Origin of the sequence: Pseudomonas pharyngis (assembly GCF_021602345.1) — a bacterium.
GTDB classification, from domain to species: Bacteria; Pseudomonadota; Gammaproteobacteria; order Pseudomonadales; family Pseudomonadaceae; genus Aquipseudomonas; species Aquipseudomonas pharyngis.
The window spans coordinates 637,514-660,550 of record NZ_BQID01000001.1; the positions used below are offsets into that span (position 1 = coordinate 637,514).

The window sequence follows — 23,037 nt, forward strand, 5'->3', positions numbered from 1 at the left end:
GCAAGGTTACACAAAAGCGTTCAGGGCTTGCGGGCAATGATGACCTGACTTTTCGCCACCACCGCATCCAGCGCCAGCTTGATCTGCGCGCCGCGCGGCGAGTCGAGCACCGCTTGCCAGGTCTCGGCCCAATGGTTGAGCAGCGGATGATCCGGGTTGCTGAACTCGACCTTCGCTTCCCAGAACAGCATCATCCACATCGACCAGTAAAAGCCGTACTGGCTGTGGCTGATGATCTCGAGTCCCGCCTCGCTGACCATCGCCTTGAACTGCTCTTCGCTGATGATGCGAATGTGGTTGGGCTTCTGGAAATACTCCGGCGCGGCGATGTCTTTTTGCAGGTCTTCGGAGCTGGGGTGCGGCACGCTCAGCAAATACAGCGCGCCCGACTGACCGACGCGCACCAGTTCGGCAAGGAACTGCGCCGGGTCGTCGACGTGCTCGATGACTTCAGTGGACACCACGCGAGTGGCCGTTCCATCGGCGATCGGCAGCGGATTGCAGTCGGTCACATGGCATTCGACGCCACGCGCCGGCGTATCGCTCAGGCGCTGGCGAGTCGCTTCGACCTTGGCGCCGTCAATGTCGGCGATGATGATCTTCGCCCCGCGCATGCCGCAGAAATGCACGTTGCCACCGTCGCCGCAACCAACGTCCAGCAAGGTGTCGTCGGCGGTCACCGGGAAGCCCTTGAACAGCTCACCGGTTTGCTGGTTGAACCAGCCGCTGAGCATCGCGTCGTGCAGGCCGAGCATGTAAGGGTCGACCTTGTCGGCGACCGGTGCGACAGCGTGTGCGGGGGCCGGAGCCGCCGTGAGTTTTTTCAGAAGGCTCAGCATGAGGTGGCTCCAGGGGACGAGACGACGGTTCGCGAAGTGGCGAGGCGTTTCACCAGCGTGGCGCCTCGATTGCGCATGGGCATTTCGATCAAGCGGTAATTGAGTTCGCTGAGCAGCACGATCAGGCCACCGGCAATCAGCAGTGTCAGGATCGGATGTCCCGCCGGGCTCGGTAGGCCGGCGCCCTGCAAACGAAAGATCAGTTCTCGCACCAGTTGATAGGCCGGGATGTGAATCAGATAAATGCCGTAGGAGCGGCTGCCGATCCAGGCCATCAGTCGTTGCAGCCTGCCGGCCGGCAGCAGGTAATCGCGGTCGTACGAAGCAATCCACACCAGCACGGCGCTGAGCACGGCGATCGACCCGATGCGGTAACCGGCGAAGGTGAAACGGTCGGTAGCCATGAAGCTGAGCAGCGCTCCGAGGCCGATCAGCGCGAACACTCCGGCCCATGGCCGCCGCAGGAATACCGGCTCCCAACGGCGATAACCCGGCTGCACGCTCCACATGGCCAACAGCACACCCAGCGCCAGCGCATCGGTACGAATCACCATCAGCAGCGGCGTGCGCACCGTGAACAATTGCACCGCCACCAGCGCCAGCAATGCCCACACCAGATATTTGCGGCACAGCATGATCACAAGCGGGAACAACAGGTAGAACTGCTCCTCCAGCGCCAGGCTCCAGTAGACAAAACTGCTGCCGTATTCGTAATGAAAGAACGCATCGGCAAAGCGGAAGTTGGCGTACTGCAGTACCCCGGCCAACGTGGCCTGGACGTTGGCGGACCAGGTCCCGAACGCGCCTGATCGATTCAGAAACACGCACGCCAGCAGCATCAACGCCAGCCACAGCCAGGCCGAGGGCAACAGACGAAACGCCCGACGCAGCCAGAAATTGCGCGTCTGCTCCCAGTATTCCTGGCGATTGCTGCAACCGCGCAGCGCCGGGATCAGGCTGCGGGCAATGACAAACCCCGAGATCGCAAAAAACAGGTCAACGCCCCACCATGGCTGCGCCCAGGTATGGATCCTTTCAAGCAGCGGCACCGGGTCGGTGAACAGGCTGCCCTGCAAGTGATGAAACAGCACGCCGAGTACCGCGACAGCGCGCAGCACTTCAATGTCCATGATCCGCTTGCCGCTCATGACACAGGTCCTGCATCGAGCGGTTTGCGGGCGATGATCACCTGACTCTTGGGCATGAACCGGTCGAGCATCTGCTTGATCGCCAATCCATCGGGCTGCGCCAGCAAGTCCTGCCAGGTTCTGGCCCAACTCTCCATCAACGGTGGATACGGCGCCTGGATCCGGTCGCGCACGGCACCGCCCAGGTCACGTCCTGCAGCCCGTTCGCTGGCCCAGAAAAAGATCATGCCCATGACCCAGAAAAATCCCGTGGCCTGACGATGCTCAATCACCAGACCGGCATCCTCAACCAATGCCGCGAAGCGCTCCGGGGTGAAGATCTGCACATGATTGGGTGACTGGTAATAACCCGCCGGGGCAATGCCCTGCTGCAAATGCTCGCCCACCGGCGCCGGCACACTGAGCAGGTACAGCGCACCGGGACGGCCCATGCGTACCAGCTCGGCCATGAACGGCTCGGGATGATCGATGTGTTCCAGCACTTCCATGCACACGACCTTGCTCGCACAGCCGTCGCTCAGCGGCAATGGCAGGCTGTTGCTGACCAGACCGAGACTGGCCTTGCGGCTCTGCGCTTCGACTTGTCGGGCGAGGTCGCGCACCTTGTCGTGTTCGCTGTCGGTGAAGATCACCGAGGCGCCCTGGCGCACGGCGAACAATGTTGCCACGCCCTCGCCACACCCCACGTCGAGCAGGGTGTCGTCCGCGTCAATGACAAAGCCCTTGAGCAACTCACCACTGTCGCCGTGAAACCAGCCGTCGAGCATGGCGTCATGCAGACCCACATCCCTGGGCGACACGCCCGCGGCAACCGGTTCAGGCACGGATACCGGCGCCGGGTGCGCAACCGGACGCAAACGCTTCAGCAATGCGCGGATCATGTGCCCGTGGCTTCCGTTGCAGCGGCACCACGGTGCTCGTGTACCTGAGCGAGAAAATCGCGCAACCGCTGCTCGGCCACCGCCTGACTGCAGAACGCCTGCAGGCTGGCAACGGCCTGCGCCGACATCTGCGCATAGCGCCCGGGATCGTTCTTCGCCACCTCATAGCTGTCGCGATAGGCCACACAGACCGACGCCCAGTTGGTCATGTAACGCAACGTGCGGAACGCCTTGCGCGGATCGTGAGGCCAGGCGGTGAGTTCATCGGTGGACTCGACCAGGAACGCGTTGTCGGTGCTCAGATAATCGATCATCGCCGTGGTCCGCGGCGCCACGGCCGGCTTGCCGCAGGACATGAATTCCATCAGCGGCAGGCACTGGCCCTCGCCGTAGGAAGTGTTCACCACGTAACGGGTGGCCTGCACCAGACGCTCGTAGTCCGCGTCCGCGAGGTAGCCATAAATCAGCACGATGCGACAGCGGTAGGACTGGTTCTTGTACAGATGATGAAGAATGTCGCTGAGCGCCTCTTCGGCATCGTGGTGCGTGAGCTTGAGCACCAGCGTCGCGTCTTCGACCTCGCGAAACGTCACGCAGAATGCGCTGAGCATGTCTTCCCAGTTCTTGCGTCCGTCACCGGGATTGAACACCGATGTGTAGACGACACCGTCCAGCAGCAGCTCCTGCTCGCGCGCCGGTGCCTGGAAATCGATGCCCTTGCCACGGCGCAGGTGTTTCGGGCCGAACGCGTCGAGATCGAGCTGACGACTGTCGGCGACCAGCCCTTTGATCGTCAGGCGCACCGGCCCTGTCGAGGGCTGCCCCTGAAGCTGCGAGCCCCGGGCTGCAAAGCGATCCCACACCGGCGCGGGCACCGCGACAATCGGGTAATCGGCGCCCATGGCCTCGCGCACGGCGTTGACCGTGTAGGTGGAATGGGTGATCGCCGCGCCGCAGGCCCGGAGCACCGTGCGCCAGTCATTGCGCGGCTCGTTGTCGAAGGGTTCGTTGGGGATGGTGCTGAACTCCCAGGCGAACACCGGCAACGTCGGGCACGCCAGGTGGATCGGCGTGCGGTGCGGCGGCGAGAACGAGAGGAACACGCACGGCTCGCCACGGGCCAGGCATTCCAGATACAGCGCATCGACTTCGCGCGCCGGGTCGACGACCTCCAACACACGACCAAGGCGTTCGAGCACCGGCCGGTATTCCTTGAGGACGAAGTAATAGCTGTACTCCGAACGCCCGAGGTTTTGCGCGATGGTGTGCTGGTTGGTTTCCGAATGAATGATGATCAGCATGAGGCGTTGTCCGTCACGGGGGCGGCATCGGCAGCCAGCGGAACCAGGCCGAAAAAGTCCGCCATGCGCCGCTGCACCGGAGCAAACGCGCAGTAGTCGTGCATGCGTTCGACAGCGGCGGCAGACATGCGCGCGTATTCCTGCGGCTGCGCCTTGGCCATCCGGTAGCTGTTCTCATAGGCGCTTTTGAGCGAAGCCCAGTCCGGCCGGTAGCGCAGGGTGCGGTAGATGATGCGGGTGTCCTGGGGCCAGATCGTCAGCTCTTCGCTGGACTGCACGACGAAGGCCACGGTGTCGTCGATGTAGTCTTCCATGGCCGTGTGATCCGGGGCGATCACCGGTTTGCCGCTGGACATGAACTCCATCAACGGCAGGCACAGGCCTTCGCAGCGTGAAGCGTTGACGTAAAAACTGGCCGCCTGGTAGAGCCGCGCGTATTGCGCGTCGTCCAGATAACCGTGCATCACCAGCACCCGGCAGGCGAACGGTGTCAGTTGTGCGAGCAGGGTCATCAGTTCGCTGTAGTAGGACGCCAGATCGTTCTGCGTGATCTTCAGCACAAGTGTCGCGTCAGGCGTTTCGCGAAAGGCCCAGCAGAAGGCGGTAACCAGATGATGCCAGTTCTTGCGGCCGTCCCTGGGGTTGAACACCGTCACGTAGATCACGCCTTCCACCGTGGTCTCGACCACCGAGGACGTGTCCGGCAGATCCAGCGGCGGTGGCTCGGCCACGGCCACCGCATGCGGAGCGGCAATGGCCGGCAGGCGTTTCTCGAGCCAGGCGTGTGTGCGATCCGACAGCAGATCCTGCACACCTTCCCAGTACCAGTGGTGCAGGTATTTCACCCGTTCTTCACCCGCCCCCAGCATCCACAGGCGCAGATAATGACGGGCAATGACCAGGCGGCGTTTGAACGTCAGCGGTGGCGGGCGCAGTGCCTCGATTTCAGCCAGTTGTTCGGCAGTCAGCGGCTTGGGCAACAGATCGTCGGCAGATAACGCCAGCGTGCGACTGTCGAAAATGCAGCCCTTGATGGCCAGGGTCGCGCCGGGATTGATCGGCGCACTGACATGCTGCTCACGAATGGCGGCGAAGTTTTCCCACAAGGGCGTCGGCAGCACGAGTACCGGAAAGTCCTCGCCCATGGCGCGGCGAATCGCGCGGGCGGTGTGGCTCGACAGCGTGATGACCCGTCCCTGTCGGGCGAGCATCTGCGTCCAGTCGTGGCGCGGATCATCGTCCCATGACTCATCGGGGATCGAGTCGAACTCCCATGCGATCACGCAGATCGTCGGGCATTCAAGATCGGTCGGGGTATTTTGTGGCGGCGTGAAGGACAGGAAAACGCTGCTTTCACCGGCGGCGAGCAGTTGTCGGTAGAGTGGATCAACCTCGGCGCTGGTGGACACCACATGCACTCGCCCCAGGCTTTCCAGCACCGGGCGATAGGCCTTGAGCACAAAGTAGTAGCTGTATTCGGGACGCCCAAGACTCTGGCTGATGGAGCGGTCGTTGACGTCCGAGTAGAGAATGAAATTCATGACATCCCACGGTGCAACCGCCATCCCGGCAGCTTCACGCTATGACGGCCGAGCGTCGGATCGAACCGGCATCAGCGCGGTTCGTCCTGCATCATCGGGCACGTCTCTGTTCTTGTTTTAATGGTCGGTTTTACCCTGTCGCACGATCCTTGCGAAAAGCCGCCGGGGATCGCGACGAGGGGCATTCTAAACACATCCGTCGCGCATTCGGGAACCGCCGGGCGAGAAAAACCCGACTACGCTGACGAGAACTGACCGGTCACGATTTACCCTGTTGAAATTGCTGCGCAATTGGCACAGATTGGCAACCAAACAACTACAACAACGACTTCACCCTTTGTCTGGGCCGGGTTTTCTCTCGGTCTGACAGACATCCCCTTACAGCCTGTGGGAAGAGGTGAAAGTTAAAGACCAAGGGGTCGCTGTTTGAAAAAAAGTCTGTTCATCACGGGCCTCAGTGGGTTCGTAGGACAACACATCCAGTCACGTCTGCAAGGGGAAGACGCGTCGTGGCAACTGCTGCCTGCCGCCTCTGCCTATGACCTGACAAAACCGGACAGCCTCATCGACCTGTGGCCGCAACTGCCCGATGCGGTCATTCATCTGGCCGGCCAGACCTTTGTCCCTGAAGCTTTCCGCGATCCGGCACGTACCTTCGACATCAACCTGCTCGGCACCCTGAACCTGTTGCAGGCCCTCAAGGCCCGCGGCTTCAAGGGCACGTTCCTGTATGTCAGCTCGGGCGATGTCTACGGCCAGGTCGAAGAACCCGCGCTGCCGATCACCGAACAACAAGCACCCTGCCCGCGCAATCCTTACGCCGTGAGCAAACTGTCGGCGGAATTTCTCAGCCTGCAATGGGGGTTGAGCGAAGGCTGGCCGGTGCTGGTGGCGCGTCCGTTCAATCACATCGGCACCGGGCAGAAGGACAGCTTCGTCATCGCCAGCGCCGCACGGCAGATCAACCGCATCAAGCAGGGGCTGCAAGCGCCGCAACTGGAAGTCGGCGATATCGATGTCACCCGCGATTTCCTCGACGTCGGCGACGTGGTCTCGGCCTATTTTGCGCTGCTGGAAAAAGGCACGCCGGGACAGGTCTACAACATTTGCTCAGGTCATGAGCAAAGCATCCGCAGCCTCATCGAACAGATGGGCGACCTGGCCCAGGTCAAGCTGCAACTGGTTCAGGATCCGGCACGCATGCGCCGCGCGGATCAGCGTCGCGTCTGCGGCAGCCACCAACGGCTGGCCCGGACCACAGGATGGACGCCGCAAATCACTACACAACAATCCCTGCGGGCGATCCTGTCCGACTGGGAGAAGCGAGTACAACAAGAATGACAAAAAGTGCATTGATCACCGGGATCACCGGCCAGGACGGCGCGTATCTGGCCAAGCTGCTGCTCGACAAGGGTTACAAGGTTCACGGCCTTGTCGCACGGCGCAGCAGCGATTCACGCTGGCGCCTGCGGGAGATGGGCGTCGAAGCGGACATCGTCTACCTGGATGGCGACATGGCCGATGCCTGCTCGGTGCAGCGCGCGGTGATCAAGTCGGCGCCGGACGAGGTGTATAACCTGGCAGCCCAGAGCTTCGTCGCGGCCTCCTGGGACCAACCGGTGACGACCGGCATCGTCGATGGCCTGGGCGTGACCCACCTGCTCGAAGCGATCCGGCAGTTCAGCCCGCACACGCGTTTCTATCAGGCGTCCACCAGCGAAATGTTCGGTCTGATCCAGGCCGAGCAACAGGACGAGAACACCCCGTTCTACCCACGCAGCCCTTACGGCGTGGCCAAACTCTATGGCCACTGGATCACCGTCAACTACCGCGAAAGCTTCAACCTGCACGCCAGCAGCGGCATCCTGTTCAACCATGAATCGCCATTGCGCGGCATCGAGTTCGTGACCCGCAAGGTCACCGACGCCGCCGCCCGGATCAAACAGGGCAAACAGCAGGAGCTGGCCCTGGGCAACATCGACGCCAAGCGCGACTGGGGCTTTGCCGGTGATTACGTCGAGGCCATGTGGCTTATGCTGCAACAGGACAAGCCCGACGATTTCGTGGTCGCCACCGGCGTCACCACCACCGTGCGCGAGATGTGCCGCATCGCCTTCGATCACGTCGGCCTGAACTACCGGGATTACGTGAAGATCGACCCGGCGTTTTTCCGCCCGGCGGAAGTCGAAGTGCTGCTCGGCAACCCGGCCAAGGCCCAGCGCGTGCTCGGCTGGAAACCCAGGACCGACCTCGACACCCTGATTCGCATGATGATGGATGCGGACATGAAGCGCGTCGCCAAGGAGTAGGCCATGCTGATCCCCGTGATTCTGTCCGGCGGTGCCGGCACCCGTTTGTGGCCGGTGTCCCGCGAGGGCCATCCGAAGCCGTTCATGACCCTGCCCGACGGCCAGTCGCTGCTGGGCAAGACCTACCGGCGCGCCGCCGCGCTGCTGGACGGTTGGGGCGACATTGTCACGGTGACCAACCGCGAGTACTACTTCCAGAGCAAGGATCACTATCAGGCCGCGCGCCTGTCCCGGCATCGCGGACACTTCCTGCTCGAGCCCACCGGACGCAACACCGCACCGGCCATTGCGGCGGCGGCACTGTCGCTGCAAGCCCTGCACGGCGATGCGGCAATCATGGTGGTGATGCCCGCCGACCATTTGATCGTCAATGAAGAGGCGCTCAAAAGCGCAGTCGAACACGCGGTCAATCTGGCGAAGGACGGTTATCTGGTGACCTTTGGCGTGGTGCCGACCGCCCCGGAAACCGGCTTCGGTTACATCGAGACCGGCGCACCGCTCAACGACCGGGGCGCGGCCAAGGTGCAGCGATTCGTGGAAAAACCCGACCTGCAGACCGCCACCCATTATCTGGAGAGCGGCAACTTCCTGTGGAATTCGGGAATGTTCTGTTTCTCCACCGCAACGGTGATCGCCGAGCTGGCGCTGCACGCCCCCGAGCTGCTGGAACAGGCCCGCGCCTGCATGGCCGCCAGCGAACCGGTGGAAACCGCTGGTTGCCTGCAACAGGAATTGTCCGCGCAGCTGTTCGCCGAAATCACCGACATTTCCATCGACTACGCACTGATGGAGCGCTCGGAAAAGGTTGTGGTGGTGCCGGCGGGTTTCGACTGGAGCGACATTGGGTCCTGGGGTGCGGTGGCCGCGCTGGTGCCGGCCGACGCTGATAACAACCGTGCGAGCGGCGAGGCGATCTTCATCGACAGCCGCAACAACTTCGTTCAAAGCGATGGTCGGCTGGTGGCCGCCGTCGGTGTGGAAGACCTGATCGTCATCGACACCGCCGACGCCGTGCTGGTAGCCCATGCCGACCGTGCGCAGGATGTGCGGCGGGTGGCCAAGCAGCTCAAGGACAAGTCCCACGAAGCCTATCGCCTGCATCGTACGGTCAGCCGCCCGTGGGGCACCTACACCGTGCTCGAGGAAGGCCCGCGCTTCAAGATCAAGCGCATCGTGGTCAAGCCCGGCGGCAAGCTGTCGTTGCAGATGCACCATCACCGCAATGAACACTGGGTGGTGGTCGAAGGCATGGCCAAGGTCACCAACAACGGCAGCGGCACGACGTTGGTGGCGAAGAACGAATCGACGTTCATCGCCGCCGGTCACAAGCACCGTCTGGAGAACCCCGGCGTGATCGATCTGGTGATCATCGAAGTGCAAAGTGGCGAATACCTGGGAGAGGACGACATCGTCCGCTTCGAAGACCAATACGGCAGGACGGTGTGAATGCTGCTTTCCCTGTACCGCTCGCTGCACGACTACCGGGGTTTCATCCTCGGTAGCGTCAAGCGGGAGTTTCAAGCGCGGTATCGCAATTCGCTGTTCGGCGCGCTGTGGACGGTACTCAACCCGCTGTCGATGATCGTCGTGTACACGGTGATCTTTTCCCACATCATGCGCGCCCGCCTGCCCGGCGTGGACGACGGCATGGCCTACAGCGTCTACCTGTGCGCCGGGCTGCTGACCTGGGGCCTGTTCTCGGAAATCACCCTGCGCAGCCAGAACATGTTTCTGGAAAACGCCAACCTGCTGAAAAAAATCAGCTTCCCGCGCCTGTGCCTGCCGGTGATCGTGCTGCTCAATGCGGGAATCAACTTCGCGATCATCATCGGCCTGTTCCTCGGGTTTCTATTGATCAGCGGGCGCTGGCCGGGCATGGCCCTGCTGGCACTGGTGCCGCTGCTGGCGCTGCAAGTGCTGTTCTGCGCCGGACTGGGGATGATCCTCGGCGTGCTCAACGTGTTCTTTCGCGATGTCGGGCAATTGTTCGCCATCTGCCTGCAATTCTGGTTCTGGCTGACGCCGATCGTGTATCCGCTGAGCATCCTGCCCGAGTGGGTGCAGCGCCTGCTGCAACTCAATCCGCTGACCAACCTGATCGGCAGTTACCAGAACCTGTTTCTCTACGGTCAGTGGCCGGTGTGGAGTTCGCTGCTGCCGATCTTCGTGATCGGCCTGCTGCTGTGCGCGATCGGCCTGCGCCTGTTTCGTCGGCGGGTCGGCGAAATGGTGGATGAACTCTGATGGGGCACATACGCGTCACAGGCCTGGGCAAGGCCTACAAGCAGTACCCCACCCGCTGGAGTCGCCTGGCCGAATGGCTGATTCCTTTTTCGCCGATGCGCCATCGCCAGCACTGGGTGCTGCAGGACGTGAATTTCGAGATCGCCCCCGGTGAAGCGGTGGGCATCGTCGGGGTCAACGGCGCCGGCAAAAGCACCTTGCTCAAGATGATCACCGGCACCACCCAACCGACCTGCGGCCAGATTCAACTCGAGGGCCGGGTCGCGGCGCTGCTGGAACTGGGCATGGGGTTTCACCCGGACTTCACCGGCCGGCAGAATGCAGTGATGGCCGGGCAATTGCTGGGCATGCAGGTCGAAGACATCGAAGCACTGATGCCGGACATTGAACGCTTCGCGGAAATCGGCGAAGCCATCGATCACCCGGTGCGCACCTACTCCAGCGGCATGCAGATGCGCCTGGCCTTCAGCGTCGCCACCGCGCGACGCCCGGACATTCTGATCGTCGACGAAGCGCTGTCGGTGGGCGACGCCTACTTCCAGCACAAGAGCTTCGACCGCATCCGCAGCTTCCGCAAGGCCGGCACCACGCTGTTGATCGTGTCCCACGACCGCTCCGCGATCCAGTCGATCTGCGACTCGGCGATCCTGCTCGAAGGCGGCCACATGGTGATGCACGACAAGCCCGAAGCGGTCATGGATTACTACAACGCCCTGCTTGCTGAACGCGAAGGCCAGACCGTGCGCCAGGAACTGCTCGACGGCGGCCAGGTACGTACCGTGTCCGGCACCGGCGAGGCCGGGATCCTCAGCGTGCGCCTGCTCGATGAACGCGGACGCTCCATCGACGCCGCCGAAGTCGGTCAGCCGGTGACACTGGAAGTCGAGGTGGGGATTCGCCAGGACATCGAACGGCTGGTGCTCGGCTTCATGATCAAGGATCGCCTGGGCCAGGCCATGTACGGCATCAATACCCACCGCCAGAATCAGGCGCTGGAAGACCTGCGTGCGGGTGAACGCATCACCTATCGCTTCGCCTTCGTCATGGGCCTGGGCAAGGGCAATTACTCCGTGGCCCTGAGCCTGTCGCGACTGGACTCGCACCTGGACCGCAACTTCGAATGGCGTGACTACGGCCTGGTGTTCCACGTGATCAACAACCGTCAGGAAGATTTCGTCGGCTGTTCCTGGCTGGGCGCCAGCACCTCGATCACCCGCCACGCGGACAGCCTCGCGGAGCGCGCGCCATGACCCGCCTGCTGGTTGAATGCACCCACGTGTTCAAACACCCGAAGGTCAATTCGGGGATTCAGCGGGTGGTGCGCAACGTCATCAAACAGCTGCCGCCGAGCGCCGAAGGCGTCGAATGCGTGCCGGTGGTTCTGCTCAAGGGCCAGTTGTACCGAGTGAAGCGTCTGGCGCCGCTGGATTCGCCGCTGTTCAATGCCATCGTCACGTTTGGCGAACGCCTGGAGCGGCTGGCCCATCGTTTCTGGCAACTGCATCAGCGGCTGGATACCGGTTGCCGCACAAAACTGGTACGACGCCTGTTGTACGTCGGCTATCGCCTGACCTCGTTCGGTGCATTCGGAATACCGCTGCGGCTGGTCGAGCAGGTCAATCGCTATCAATTGCCTCAACGCTGCGAACCACTGCAACACCAGACTGGCGATCATCTCGTGCTGCTGGATTCGTCCTGGCATTCGGACTTTTTCCTGCATGCCGAGCGCCTCAAACAGGAAGGCTTGGGCATCGTTGCGGTGATCTACGATCTGATTCCCCTGTCCCACCCGCAGTTCTACGACACGCGGCTGGTCGAGGTGTACAGAGAGTGGTTCGACTGGATCGCCCGTAATGCCGACGGTTTCATGGCCATCTCCGCCACTGTGCGCGATCAGCTGCGTGCAGAACTGCAACGTCGCCTTGGTTCGGCACAAGTCGGCAAACGTTGGTTCGACTACTTTCACCTCGGTTCGGAGCTGGATCTGCAGAGCGTCGAAGCCGCCGTCGAACCGCGTCTGCAAAAGCTGTTCGCAATAAAGGAGCCGGTGCTCCTGATGGTCAGCACCATCGAACCGCGCAAGAACCACGACTATCTGCTGGATGCCTTCGACCATGCCTGGGCGAACGGCTCGAACGCCCGGTTATGCATCGCCGGGCGCATCGGCTGGAAGTGCGACGCGCTGCTGGCCCGGATTCGCCATCATCCGGAGCTGAACCGGCGCCTGTTCATGTTCAACGACTTGAGCGACACCAGCCTCGAACACGCCTACGCCCATGCCAGTGCGCTGGTGTTTCCGTCGTTCGTCGAAGGCTTTGGTCTGCCGCTGGTGGAAGCCATGCAACGCGGGCTGCCGGCGATGGGCAGCGATATCCCGGTGTTTCGCGAGATCGGCGGTGAGTTCATGGCGTATTTCGACCTGCAGTCGCCGCAAAGCCTTGCCGATCTGGTGCTGAGCTTTGAGCGCAGCGGTCGATTCCCCGCCGCCCGCGATGTCAGCGACTGGCATTGGATCGGCTGGCGGGAAGCCAGCGCGCAACTGGCCGAGCGCACCGCGCGCCATGTGCTGGAGGCACCTCAGGTGTCAGCGAGGCAACATGCGCATAGCCCTTAACGCCCGCATCCTCCAGGCACCGCGCACCGGCATCGGCCATTACGTGGCCGAACTGGTGAATGCCTTGCACGCTGAAACCGATATCGAGGTGGCGCTGTTCCACGGCTGGGGCTGGAGTGCGCAACTGCCGGAAGCGGCGATGCCCGGTTATTCGCGCCTGACGCCGCTGCTGCGGCAGATCCCCGGGGCCTATCAGGCGCGCCGCTGGCTTGAACAGAAACGCTTCGATCAGGGCCCGGCGCAACCGGTCGATCTGTACCACGAACCGAGTCTGTGGCCGCTGGCCTTCGATGGCCCGACCGTGATTACCCTGCACGATCTCACGCACCTGCATTTCCCCGAGACCCAGCCACCGGCGCGGCTGCGGGAAATCGAGCGCCGGCTCGCCGAAGGCGTACGCCAGGCGCGGATCATTCTGACCGACTCGCAAGCCATCGCTGACGAGGCCCGGAAGTATTTCGGACTGCCTGCCGAGCGCTTCGTGGTAGCGCCGCTGGGTGTCGCCGAGCGTTTCCATCCGCGCGAGCCGCAGGACATCGATGCGGTGCTCAAGGCCCATGCGGTCGAGTACCGGGAGTACTTCCTCTGCGTCGGCACCCTGGAGCCGCGCAAGAACCTGAATCTGGCCCTGCGTGCCCACGCGCTGCTGCCGGATCGGGTGCGCCAGCGTTTCCCGCTGTTGATCGTCGGCATGGCCGGCTGGCAGCGCGACCAGTTCAGTGATGAATTGAATCAGGCGTTGGCTTGCGGGCACGTGTGCCTGCTCGGCTACCTGCCCGATGAGCAAGTCGCGCAATTGCTGGCCGGCGCCCGGGCGCTGATTTTTCCGTCGCTGTATGAAGGTTTCGGCCTGCCGGTGCTGGAAGCGATGGCCAGCGGCACGCCAGTGGTAATCACCCGCTCTTCGGCCATGCCGGAAGTGGCGGGCGACGCCGGCAACTATATTGAAGCTGACGATGCAGACGGCTTGCGTGATGCGATGAGCCGACTGATCGATGATCAAGCGCACTGGCAGGCATGCCGGGAAGCCGGATTACAGCGGGCACGGCTTTTTTCCTGGAAGCGTTGCGCGCAGGCCACGGCCGGCGCCTACCACCAGGCCATGGGAGGTTGAATGCGAGTTCTTCATTTCTTCAAGACGTACCTGCCTGACTCGGTCGGCGGTATCGAGCAAGTGATCTTTCAACTCTGCGAAAGTGGCGCCCAACACGGCATCGAAGGCCAGGTGCTGACCCTCAGCGCCAATCCAGAACCTGCGGTGGTGCGTCTCGGCCAGCATGAAGTGCATCGGGCCAAACTGGATATCCAGTTCGCCTCCACGGGTTTTTCCTGGAGCGTGTTCAAGCAGTTTCGTGAACTGGCCGCCGAAGCCGACGTAATCAACTACCACTTCCCGTGGCCGTTCATGGATCTCGTGCATTTTGCCAGCGGCGTGAACAAACCGACGGTGGTGACCTATCACTCGGACATCATTCGCCAGAAGCACCTGCTCAAACTCTATCGCCCGCTGATGAACCGCTTTCTCGCCAGCGCCGACCGGATTGTCGCGGCTTCGCCAAACTATCTGCACACCAGTGATGTGTTGCAGCAATTCCAGGACAAGACTCGCGTCATCCCCTATGGCTTGAACAAGGCCGGTTATCCACAGCCTGACGTCGAGCGCATGAACCGCTGGCGTCAGCAGCTTGGGGACAAGTTTTTCCTGTTCGTCGGGGTGATGCGCTATTACAAAGGCCTGCACATCCTGCTCGAAGCCTTGAAAGACGTGGACTATCCGGTAGTGATCGTCGGCGCCGGCCCGCTGGAGCAGGAACTGCACGCCCAGGCCGCGGCCCTGGGTCTGCGCAACATTCATTTCCTCGGGCGGCTGAGCGATGAAGACAAGGTCGCCCTGCTGCAACTGAGCTACGCCATCGTCTTCCCATCGCACCTGCGCTCGGAAGCGTTCGGCATTTCGCTGCTCGAAGGCGCGATGTACGGCAAACCGATGATCTCCAGCGAAATCGGCACCGGCACCAGCTACATCAACATCCACAACGAAACCGGACTGGTGGTGCCACCGAGTCATCCATCGGCATTTCGCGAAGCGATGCGCACCCTGTGGGAAAACCCGGCCCGCGCCGCCGAAATGGGCCTCAAGGCGGAGGCCCGCTATCGGCAGTTATTCACAGCCGATGAAATGGGCCGCAAGTGGACCGAGCTGTATCAGGAGCTGCTGGAAGAAAAGGCGTTGTCCTACGCCTGATCCGTTACAGATCCAGCACCAGTGGCTGGGCACTCTGCGCCGGCACCGCGCAGCAAATCAGCACCTGCCCCTCCTCCGGCACTTCTGCCGGAGGCTGTGGATAATTCACCGCGCCGCTGATCAGCCGCGTCCTGCAGGTGCCGCACGAACCCCCGCGACAACTGAATTCCGGACGCAGGCCGCGACTTTCCGCCAGCTCCAGCAAACTGCCCCCATCGGGCTGCCAGCGCGCTTCCTTGGCTGAGCGTTCGAACACCACCGGCACCGACGTGGTCGCAGCCGGCGGTTGTTCCATCACGATCGCGTCCGGATCGGCCTGGCGCTTGAGGGTCGAAGGGCCGAAGGTTTCGGCATGGATCTGCCCGTCCCGCACATCCAGTTCGCGCAAGATGTCATAAATACCTTGGGTAAAACCGCCGGGACCGCAGAGCACGAAGTCGACCTGATCGAAGTCCTCGTCGGTCAGCAGATTGCGCAACAGATCGCCATCGATACGGCCACGCAGGTCGAAGTCTTTTCCTTCGACCAGATCGTCTTCCGGCTGACTTAGCACTCGCAACACTTTCACGGCATCACCGGCATCCTCCAGCAACCGATCCACCTCTGCGCGGAACGGCTGGTCGGCGAGGCTGCGGGAACTCTGAACAAACAGGGTCGGACGAATCCGCCGGGTCCGCAGGCCCTGATACACCACCTCACGCAGCATCGACAGCAACGGCGTGATGCCGACGCCGGCCGCCAACAACACCAGTGGACGACGCTCCAGCGCCGCGACCGTGAAATGCCCTTGAGGCAAGCGCGCCTCCAGCACATCGCCCACGCGAATCTGCTCATGCAGGTGCGTCGACACCCGGCCTTCGCGTTTCACGCTGATCCGGAAGAAATCATCCGACGGCGCGCCGGACAGGCTGTAGGTACGGATGTGCACCTCGCCATCGAGGGTGAACCGCAGCGGCAGATGCTGACCGGCGAGAAACACCGGCAGTCCTGCGCCATCGTCCGGCTCCAGATAAATCGAGCGGATGTGACGGCTTTCCATTTCGACTTTTGCCACGCGCAATGGCCGCCAGCTGTCCCCCAATGCCTTGGCCTGCAACCGTGCATCGGCCTGGGCCCAGTTACCGGTCAGCAGGCTGGTGGGTGACATGCCGTCGAAGCGCCAGCGAAGAGCCAGCGCTGCCGGACGCCGAACCAGTTTTTCCACCTCGAAAGTCCACAGGCGTTCGGCGCCCTGGAAGGCCTCGATCTGCGGCGCCTCGAGAATGATCTCGGTGCGACCGCTGAGCTGCAACACATCGCCTGTGGAAAAGTCGATGAACAGCAAGCCGGCCAAGGGATTGAGCAGCAGATTGCCCAGCGTGTTGAAGTGCAGGTTGCCGGCAAAATCAGGGATCGTCAGGCGATTACCCTCGATCCGCACAAAACCGGGCTGACCGCCGCGGTGGGAAACATCCACCGAACGCTCGCCGTCGACGTCGACGTAACTGGCGACGAAGAAAGTATCAGCGCTTTCAATCAGCGCAATGGCGGCGTCGTCGAGGCTGTCACGATGTTCGGCTTTGCGGGTCTGCGGATCGGTCAGCGGCACCCGCTGAAACTGACGCAATTGAATGTATTGCGGGCAGTTGCCGAACGATTGATCCACCGTCAGCCCGAAGCCGTTCGCGTCAAGATTATCGATGTGGCCATTGAGCCGATTGCGCCGGCGGGTGTGCAGTTCGATACCAAGCAGACCGATGGCGGCGCCGGCTTGTAACTGCGCCGGGTCATCGGCAGCCGGCAGACTGGCGAACTGCAATTGCGTCGGCTCGGGAGAGTGAGCAAAGCCCGGCTCCCCCTCCAGCACACTGGCCCAGGGGCGACCTTCGGCATCCACCGCGCCATACAGCATGAAGGGCAATTGCTCATAGAACTGACGGTGCTGATCCGGCATCCAGGTGCGAATCACCTTACGCCCGAATTCCGCCATGCGCTCAGCAACGCCGACATGGGCCTGCAACTGTTGCTCGCCAGCGTGCCACGGTGAACGTTCCATCACGGTCTCTCCCCTGCGCCATCGGCGTAGATTGAATGTCAGACGGTGGTTTGCAGGCCGGCAACGGTGCGCGGCATGCCGACGAAGCCAGGCAACGCCTCGATGCGCGAAAGCCAGGCGCGAACGTTAGCGTAGTCGTCCAGCGACACATTGCCTTCCGGTGCGTGGGCAATGTAGCTGTAGGCCGCCACGTCAGCGATGGTCGGCTCAGTACCTGCCAAATACGGGGTTTTGCCCAGTTCCAGGTCCATCACCTTGAGAAAATTGTGCGCGCGGGTGATGACTTCCTCGGCGTTGAACTTCGCCCCGAACACCGTGATCAGGCGGGCGGCGGCAGGGCCGAAAGCAATCGGCCCGGCGGCAGCGGACAACCAGCGCTGCACATGCGCGGCGCCGACCGGATCGCTTGGCAGCCAGCGACCATTACCGTATTTCTGTGCCAGATAGACGAGGATCGCGTTGGAGTCGGCCAGCACCACGCCGTTGTCATCAATGGCCGGTACTTGCCCGAAGCTGTTGATCGCCAGGTAGCCGGGCTGTTTGTGCTCGCCTTTGGCCAGATCGACAAAGATCAGCTCGGTCGGCAGTTGCAACAGTGACAACATCAGTTCGACGCGATGGGCGTGGCCGGAACGCGGGAAGTTGTAGAGTTTGATCGCTTGCATGGTCGACTCCGCTGGATGATGGCGCCGTTCAGGGTGGACGGCGGCCGTGGGAGCCATATTCCCTTGATCGCGAAAGCAATAGAATCACCAGCAAACGCAATCCATTATTTCTCTGGATGAAATAACGCGGCGTTTTTCAGCGCCGGATGCTCGCGCAACGCCTGCACGATAAAGTCGACAAAGCTGCGTATCCGCGCCGGCGCCTTGCGCCCGCCCTGATACACCACATGGATCGGCAAAGCAGGCAGTTCAAACTCGGCGAGGACGATTTCCAGTTCGCCGGAGGCGACCTTGCTGGCCACCTGATAAGACAGCACCCGGGTCAGACCCAGGCCCAGCGACGCCGCCGTGATCGCAGCCTGATTGGCGGTGACCACCAGACGCGGTTCCGGTTTTACGCCGATGAGTTCACCGTGTTCCATGAATGGCCAACTGCGCTGTTGACCGATGGCCGATGTCGCCACCACCGGCGCCCCGGCCAGGGCCTGTGGATGATTCGGCCGGCCATGAATCGCAAAGTACTCCGGCGAACCACAAATCACCCGCCGTACCTCACCGACCCGGATCGCATGCTGATTGCTGTCCGGCAACTCGCCGATACGCACCGCGACGTCGATGCCCTCCTCGACCATGTTCACCACCCGGTCGAGCAACAGGGCATTGATGGAAACGTCCGGGTATTGCGTCAGATAACGCGCCATCACCGGCGTGACAAACAGCTCGCCGAATAAAACAGGCGCCGTCACCGTCAACTGCCCACGGGGCTGGGTATGACTGCCGGCAGCGGAATCCTCCGCTTCCTGCACCTCCGCGAGAATTCTCCGACAGTCTTCCAGGAAACGCAGACCGGCTTCGCTCAAATGCACGCTGCGGGTGGTACGGATCAACAACTGCGTGCCGATCCGCTGCTCCAGCGCCGCCACCGCCCTGGTCACGCTCGCCGCCGACAGACCCAGACGCCGCGCCGCAGCGGAAAAGCCCTGCTCCTGGGCGACGATGGCGAATACCTGCATTTCCTGGAAGCGATCCATGGTGCCCTCGATACGGATAAAAAAATCGCAGCCGAAGCTGCGATTTTATTGGGGGGTGATCAACTGTGGATAACTTATTCCACCGTCACCGACTTCGCCAGGTTACGCGGCTGATCCACGTCCGTGCCCTTGAGCACCGCAACGTAGTACGACAGCAGTTGCAGCGGAATGGTGTAGAGGATCGGCGACAGGATGTCGTGGATGTGCGGCATCTGCACTACGTGTGTGCCTTCGCCGTTGGTCATCCCGGCCTTTTCGTCGGCGAACACGACCAGTTCGCCACCGCGGGCGCGGACTTCCTGCAGGTTGGACTTCAGCTTCTCCAGCAGTTCGTTGTTCGGCGCGACGGTCACCACCGGCATGTCGTTATCCACAAGCGCCAGCGGACCGTGCTTCAGTTCGCCGGCCGGGTAGGCTTCGGCGTGGATGTACGAGATTTCCTTGAGCTTCAAGGCCCCTTCCATCGCCACCGGGAATTGCGCGCCACGGCCCAGGAACAGGGTGTGGTTCTTCTCGGCGAACAGCTCTGCGATTTTTTCCACGGTGCTGTCCATCGCCAGGGCTTCGCCCAGACGGGTTGGCAGGCGACGCAGTTCTTCGACCAGCGTGGCTTCAACGCCTTTGCCCAAAGTACCGCGCACCTGACCCAGAGACAGGGTCAGCAGCAGCAGACCGACCAACTGCGTAGTGAACGCCTTGGTCGAGGCCACGCCGATTTCACGACCAGCCTGGGTCAGCAGGGTCAGGTCGGACTCGCGCACCAGCGAGCTGATGCCGACGTTGCAGATCGCCAGGCTGGCGAGGAAGCCCAGTTCCTTGGCGTTGCGCAGGGCGGCCAGGGTGTCGGCGGTTTCGCCGGACTGGGAGATGGTGACGAACAAGGTGTCCGGCTGCACCACCACCTTGCGGTAGCGGAACTCGCTGGCGACTTCGACCTGGCACGGAATGCCGGCCAGCTCTTCGAGCCAGTAACGGGCAACCATGCCGGCGTGATAGCTGGTGCCACACGCCACGATCTGCACGTTGCGCACTTTGGCGAACAATTCAGCAGCTTGTGGACCGAAAGCCTGCACCAGCACCTGATCCGCACTCAATCGACCTTCCAGAGTGCGCTGCACCACGGACGGCTGCTCGTGGATTTCCTTGAGCATGTAGTGACGGAACTCGCCTTTGTCGGCCGCTTCCGCACCATCCGTGTACTGGATGGTCTGGCGCTCGACGGCTTTGCCGGTCACGTCCCAGATCTGCACCTTGTCGCGCTGGATTTCGGCGATATCGCCCTCTTCCAGGTACATGAAACGGTCGGTGACCTGACGCAGGGCCAGTTGATCGGAAGCGAGGAAGTTTTCGCCCAGGCCCAGACCGATCACCAGCGGGCTGCCGCTGCGAGCAGCAACGAGTCGATCCGGTTGCTTTGCGTGGATAACCGCCAGACCGTAAGCGCCATGCAGCTCCTTGACCGCAGCCTTCAGCGCGTCGGCGAGGTCTGGCAACGACTTGAGTTTTTCGGTCAGCAGGTGAGCGATGACTTCGGTGTCGGTGTCCGAGGTGAACACGTAGCCCAGTGCCTTCAGCTGTTCACGCAGCGCCTCATGGTTTTCGATGATGCCGTTGTGCACGACAGCGACGTCACCGGAGAAATGCGGGTGGGCATTGCGCTCGCTCGGCGCACCGTGGGTAGCCCAGCGGGTGTGGGCAATACCGAGACGGCCAACCAGCGGATGTTCGGCCAGCGCCGCGTCGAGTTCGCTGACCTTGCCCACACGACGAGTGCGTTCCAGAATGCCGTCATTGGTGTACACCGCCACACCGGCACTGTCATAGCCCCGGTATTCGAGGCGTTTGAGGCCTTCGACCAGAATGGCGGTGATGTTACGTTCAGCTACCGCGCCGACGATTCCACACATGCTTATTTCTCCTGACTGACAGTCGCGCAAATCAAGTTGATACCGCGAGCCTGAATCTGATCGCGCGCATCCAGGGACAGGCGATCATCGGTAATTAGGGTATGGACGCTGCTCCATGGCAGCTCCAGGTTGGGAATCTTGCGGCCGATCTTGTCGGCCTCGACCATCACGATCACTTCCCGCGCCACTTCCGCCATCACCCGGCTCAGGCCGAGCAATTCATTGAAGGTGGTGGTGCCACGCACCAAGTCGATGCCATCGGCACCGATAAACAATTGGTCGAAGTCGTAAGAGCGTAGTACCTGCTCGGCGACCTGGCCCTGAAAGGATTCCGAGTGCGGATCCCAGGTGCCGCCGGTCATCAGCAGCACAGGCTCGTGCTCGAGTTCGCTCAGGGCGTTGGCCACATGCAGAGAGTTGGTCATCACCACCAGGCCTGGCTGCTGGCCGAGTTCGGGAATCATCGCGGCGGTGGTGCTGCCGCTGTCGATGATGATGCGGGCGTGCTCGCGGATGCGTGTGACGGCGGCGCGGGCAATCGCCTGTTTGTATTTGGAAACGTTCTGACTGACGTCCGCCACCAGTTCCTGGGGCATGGTGATCGCGCCACCATAGCGACGCAGCAGCAAGCCATGACTTTCCAGAGCGGCGAGATCCTTGCGAATCGTAACTTCCGAAGTTTCGAAGCGCTTGGCCAGTTCATCCACACTCACTTCGCCCTGCTCATTGAGTAAAGCCAGAATGTTGTGACGGCGCTGAGGTGTGTTGCGTTTCGACATGGCTAATTAAGTTTCGATTCGAAAGATAACGGAAGCAATCAAAACCTATCAGCTGCGAATCGTCAAGTCGGCGCCCAAAAAAAAGACCGCTGGCAGCGGTCTTTTTTAATTTGAGCATTGTGGATAACTCAGCTCTTCTTGATCTTCTCAGGCCGCTTCCAGCCATCGATGTTCTTCTGCCGCGCCCGGCCAACAGCCAATTGCGCGTTATCCACATTCTGAGTGATGGTCGAGCCGGCTGCAGTAGTGGCACCGGCGGAGATATCCACAGGCGCCACCAGCGAGTTGTTGGAACCGATGAACACGTCTTCACCCAACACGGTTTTCCACTTGTTGGCGCCATCGTAGTTGCAAGTGATGGTGCCGGCGCCGATGTTGGTGCGCGCACCGATCTCGGCATCGCCCAGGTAAGTCAGGTGCCCGGCCTTGGCGCCCTCGCCCATGCGCGCGTTTTTCAGTTCAACGAAGTTACCCACATGGGCGCGGGCCTCCAGCACAGTGCCCGGACGCAGACGGGCAAACGGGCCGGCATCGCTGCCTTCGCCCAGCACCGCGCCTTCGATGTGGCTGTTGGCCTTGACCACTACGCCTTTGCGCAGGGTGCTGTCCTTGATCACGCAGTTCGGGCCGATCACCACATCGTCCTCTATGACAACCTTGCCTTCGAGAATCACGTTGATGTCGATCAGCACATCGCGACCGACGGTCACTTCGCCTCGCACATCGAAACGGGCCGGGTCGCGCAGGGTGACACCCTGAGCCATCAGGCGACGTCCGGCGCGCAGCTGGTAATGACGCTCCAGCTCGGAGAGCTGTTTGCGATCATTGGCGCCCTGCACTTCCATCGGATCGTGAGGTTGTTCGGTGGCGACGGTCAGGCCATCGCTGACCGCCATCTCGATCACGTCGGTCAGGTAGTACTCGCCCTGAGCGTTGTTGTTCGACAGGCGACTCATCCAATCCGCCAGACGATTGGCCGGCACTGCCAGGATGCCGGTGTTGCCTTCAGTGATCGCCCGTTGCGCTTCGCTGGCGTCCTTGTGTTCGACGATGGCGGCAACCTTGCCGTCGGCATCGCGCACGATGCGGCCATAACCGGTCGGATCGTCCAGCTCGACGGTGAGCAAGCCCATCTGCCCGGGTACAACGTGCTTGAGCAGACGTTGCAGGGTCTCGACTTCGATCAACGGCACATCGCCGTAGAGAATCAGTACGGTATCGGCGGTGATGAAAGGAACAGCCTGGGCCGTGGCGTGGCCGGTGCCCAGCTGCTTGTCCTGCAATACGAAATTCAGATCGTCAGCGGCCAGACGCTCGCGCACTACATCGGCGCCGTGGCCGATGACGACATGAATGCGCTGTGGATCAAGTTGACGGGCGCTGTGGATAACATGGCCAAGCATGGAATCGCCGGCAATCGGATGCAGCACTTTTGGCAGCGCGGAACGCATGCGGGTGCCTTGACCGGCCGCGAGGATAACGATTTCAAGAGACATGA

At 61.9% G+C, this 23,037-nt stretch carries 19 protein-coding genes; 8 read left to right on the forward strand and 11 right to left on the reverse strand.

Going from position 1 to position 23,037, the window contains the following annotated elements; translation table 11 throughout:
* Positions 1–20 precede the first annotated feature (20 nt).
* The 5 genes from L6D74_RS02905 to L6D74_RS02925 are packed head-to-tail and all read right to left on the reverse strand — an operon-like array spanning position 21 to position 5,710.
* Positions 21–839 carry a class I SAM-dependent methyltransferase gene (locus tag L6D74_RS02905; protein WP_236187630.1) on the reverse strand — a complete coding sequence of 273 codons (819 nt, stop codon included), beginning with the start codon at positions 837–839 and terminating at the stop codon, positions 21–23.
* Complete coding sequence (locus tag L6D74_RS02910; RefSeq protein ID WP_085647133.1) at positions 833–1,987, reverse strand: acyltransferase family protein; 1,155 nt, start codon at positions 1,985–1,987, stop codon at positions 833–835. The genes L6D74_RS02905 and L6D74_RS02910 overlap by 7 nt, the downstream gene beginning before the upstream one ends.
* Positions 1,984–2,868 carry a class I SAM-dependent methyltransferase gene (locus L6D74_RS02915; RefSeq protein WP_236187631.1) on the reverse strand — a complete coding sequence of 295 codons (885 nt, stop codon included), beginning with the start codon at positions 2,866–2,868 and terminating at the stop codon, positions 1,984–1,986. Before L6D74_RS02915 ends, L6D74_RS02910 begins: the two co-directional genes overlap by 4 nt.
* The gene (locus tag L6D74_RS02920; protein ID WP_236187632.1) at positions 2,865–4,169 is read right to left on the reverse strand and encodes a glycosyltransferase; all 1,305 of its coding nucleotides are present in this window, start codon (positions 4,167–4,169) and stop codon (positions 2,865–2,867) included. The genes L6D74_RS02915 and L6D74_RS02920 overlap by 4 nt, the downstream gene beginning before the upstream one ends.
* A complete protein-coding gene (locus tag L6D74_RS02925; RefSeq protein WP_236187633.1) occupies positions 4,163–5,710 on the reverse strand; it encodes a glycosyltransferase in 1,548 nt (515 codons plus the stop codon). The genes L6D74_RS02920 and L6D74_RS02925 overlap by 7 nt, the downstream gene beginning before the upstream one ends.
* A gap of 426 nt (positions 5,711–6,136) precedes the next feature.
* On the opposite strand from L6D74_RS02925, the gene L6D74_RS02930 reads away from it, so the two are divergent.
* From L6D74_RS02930 to L6D74_RS02965, 8 genes are read left to right on the forward strand one after another with little or no spacing between them, the layout of a single operon-like run.
* Entirely contained in the window at positions 6,137–7,051 is a 915-nt protein-coding gene (locus L6D74_RS02930) for a GDP-mannose 4,6-dehydratase (RefSeq protein ID WP_236187634.1), read from the forward strand.
* The gene (gene gmd / locus L6D74_RS02935; protein ID WP_039765008.1) at positions 7,048–8,019 is read left to right on the forward strand and encodes a GDP-mannose 4,6-dehydratase; all 972 of its coding nucleotides are present in this window, start codon (positions 7,048–7,050) and stop codon (positions 8,017–8,019) included. Before L6D74_RS02930 ends, gmd begins: the two co-directional genes overlap by 4 nt.
* Before the next feature lie 3 nt (positions 8,020–8,022).
* Positions 8,023–9,465 carry a mannose-1-phosphate guanylyltransferase/mannose-6-phosphate isomerase gene (locus L6D74_RS02940; RefSeq protein ID WP_085647138.1) on the forward strand — a complete coding sequence of 481 codons (1,443 nt, stop codon included), beginning with the start codon at positions 8,023–8,025 and terminating at the stop codon, positions 9,463–9,465.
* Positions 9,466–10,263, forward strand: coding sequence for an ABC transporter permease (locus tag L6D74_RS02945; RefSeq protein WP_236187635.1), 798 nt, complete (start codon positions 9,466–9,468; stop codon positions 10,261–10,263).
* Positions 10,263–11,513, forward strand: coding sequence for an ABC transporter ATP-binding protein (locus L6D74_RS02950; protein WP_236187636.1), 1,251 nt, complete (start codon positions 10,263–10,265; stop codon positions 11,511–11,513). The genes L6D74_RS02945 and L6D74_RS02950 overlap by 1 nt, the downstream gene beginning before the upstream one ends.
* A complete protein-coding gene (locus L6D74_RS02955; protein WP_236187637.1) occupies positions 11,510–12,877 on the forward strand; it encodes a glycosyltransferase family 4 protein in 1,368 nt (455 codons plus the stop codon). Before L6D74_RS02950 ends, L6D74_RS02955 begins: the two co-directional genes overlap by 4 nt.
* Positions 12,861–13,991, forward strand: coding sequence for a glycosyltransferase family 4 protein (locus tag L6D74_RS02960; RefSeq protein WP_236187638.1), 1,131 nt, complete (start codon positions 12,861–12,863; stop codon positions 13,989–13,991). Before L6D74_RS02955 ends, L6D74_RS02960 begins: the two co-directional genes overlap by 17 nt.
* Positions 13,992–15,122: a glycosyltransferase family 4 protein gene (locus tag L6D74_RS02965; RefSeq protein ID WP_236187639.1), complete on the forward strand. Its 1,131-nt coding sequence runs from the start codon at positions 13,992–13,994 to the stop codon at positions 15,120–15,122.
* 4 nt (positions 15,123–15,126) lie between these two features.
* Here L6D74_RS02965 and L6D74_RS02970 read toward each other — a convergent pair whose 3' ends face one another.
* From L6D74_RS02970 to glmU, 6 genes are all read right to left on the reverse strand, one after another.
* Positions 15,127–17,157, reverse strand: coding sequence for a 2Fe-2S iron-sulfur cluster-binding protein (locus L6D74_RS02970; protein WP_236187640.1), 2,031 nt, complete (start codon positions 17,155–17,157; stop codon positions 15,127–15,129).
* Positions 17,158–17,195: 38 nt separating this feature from the next.
* Positions 17,196–17,822, reverse strand: coding sequence for a glutathione S-transferase family protein (locus L6D74_RS02975; protein ID WP_064600620.1), 627 nt, complete (start codon positions 17,820–17,822; stop codon positions 17,196–17,198).
* Positions 17,823–17,926: 104 nt separating this feature from the next.
* Positions 17,927–18,853, reverse strand: coding sequence for a LysR family transcriptional regulator (locus L6D74_RS02980; protein ID WP_236187641.1), 927 nt, complete (start codon positions 18,851–18,853; stop codon positions 17,927–17,929).
* A 74-nt stretch (positions 18,854–18,927) separates the two neighbouring features.
* Positions 18,928–20,760, reverse strand: coding sequence for a glutamine--fructose-6-phosphate transaminase (isomerizing) (gene glmS / locus L6D74_RS02985; RefSeq protein WP_236187642.1), 1,833 nt, complete (start codon positions 20,758–20,760; stop codon positions 18,928–18,930).
* A 2-nt stretch (positions 20,761–20,762) separates the two neighbouring features.
* Entirely contained in the window at positions 20,763–21,539 is a 777-nt protein-coding gene (locus L6D74_RS02990) for a DeoR/GlpR family DNA-binding transcription regulator (protein WP_064600626.1), read from the reverse strand.
* A gap of 128 nt (positions 21,540–21,667) precedes the next feature.
* Entirely contained in the window at positions 21,668–23,035 is a 1,368-nt protein-coding gene (gene glmU / locus L6D74_RS02995; protein WP_085612472.1) for a bifunctional UDP-N-acetylglucosamine diphosphorylase/glucosamine-1-phosphate N-acetyltransferase GlmU, read from the reverse strand.
* Between the last annotated feature and the right edge of the window lie 2 nt (positions 23,036–23,037).

Bases quoted from the DNA above. Each gene is read 5' to 3' on its own strand.
- L6D74_RS02905 (WP_236187630.1), bottom strand. From the start codon at position 839: ATGCTGAGCCTTCTGAAAAAACTCACGGCGGCTCCGGCCCCCGCACAC.
- L6D74_RS02910 (WP_085647133.1), bottom strand. From the start codon at position 1,987: ATGAGCGGCAAGCGGATCATGGACATTGAAGTGCTGCGCGCTGTCGCG.
- L6D74_RS02915 (WP_236187631.1), bottom strand. From the start codon at position 2,868: ATGATCCGCGCATTGCTGAAGCGTTTGCGTCCGGTTGCGCACCCGGCG.
- L6D74_RS02920 (WP_236187632.1), bottom strand. From the start codon at position 4,169: ATGCTGATCATCATTCATTCGGAAACCAACCAGCACACCATCGCGCAA.
- L6D74_RS02925 (WP_236187633.1), bottom strand. From the start codon at position 5,710: ATGAATTTCATTCTCTACTCGGACGTCAACGACCGCTCCATCAGCCAG.
- gmd (WP_039765008.1), top strand. From the start codon at position 7,048: ATGACAAAAAGTGCATTGATCACCGGGATCACCGGCCAGGACGGCGCG.
- L6D74_RS02940 (WP_085647138.1), top strand. From the start codon at position 8,023: ATGCTGATCCCCGTGATTCTGTCCGGCGGTGCCGGCACCCGTTTGTGG.
- L6D74_RS02945 (WP_236187635.1), top strand. From the start codon at position 9,466: ATGCTGCTTTCCCTGTACCGCTCGCTGCACGACTACCGGGGTTTCATC.
- L6D74_RS02950 (WP_236187636.1), top strand. From the start codon at position 10,263: ATGGGGCACATACGCGTCACAGGCCTGGGCAAGGCCTACAAGCAGTAC.
- L6D74_RS02955 (WP_236187637.1), top strand. From the start codon at position 11,510: ATGACCCGCCTGCTGGTTGAATGCACCCACGTGTTCAAACACCCGAAG.
- L6D74_RS02960 (WP_236187638.1), top strand. From the start codon at position 12,861: ATGCGCATAGCCCTTAACGCCCGCATCCTCCAGGCACCGCGCACCGGC.
- L6D74_RS02965 (WP_236187639.1), top strand. From the start codon at position 13,992: ATGCGAGTTCTTCATTTCTTCAAGACGTACCTGCCTGACTCGGTCGGC.
- L6D74_RS02970 (WP_236187640.1), bottom strand. From the start codon at position 17,157: ATGGAACGTTCACCGTGGCACGCTGGCGAGCAACAGTTGCAGGCCCAT.
- L6D74_RS02975 (WP_064600620.1), bottom strand. From the start codon at position 17,822: ATGCAAGCGATCAAACTCTACAACTTCCCGCGTTCCGGCCACGCCCAT.
- L6D74_RS02980 (WP_236187641.1), bottom strand. From the start codon at position 18,853: ATGGATCGCTTCCAGGAAATGCAGGTATTCGCCATCGTCGCCCAGGAG.
- glmS (WP_236187642.1), bottom strand. From the start codon at position 20,760: ATGTGTGGAATCGTCGGCGCGGTAGCTGAACGTAACATCACCGCCATT.
- L6D74_RS02990 (WP_064600626.1), bottom strand. From the start codon at position 21,539: ATGTCGAAACGCAACACACCTCAGCGCCGTCACAACATTCTGGCTTTA.
- glmU (WP_085612472.1), bottom strand. From the start codon at position 23,035: ATGTCTCTTGAAATCGTTATCCTCGCGGCCGGTCAAGGCACCCGCATG.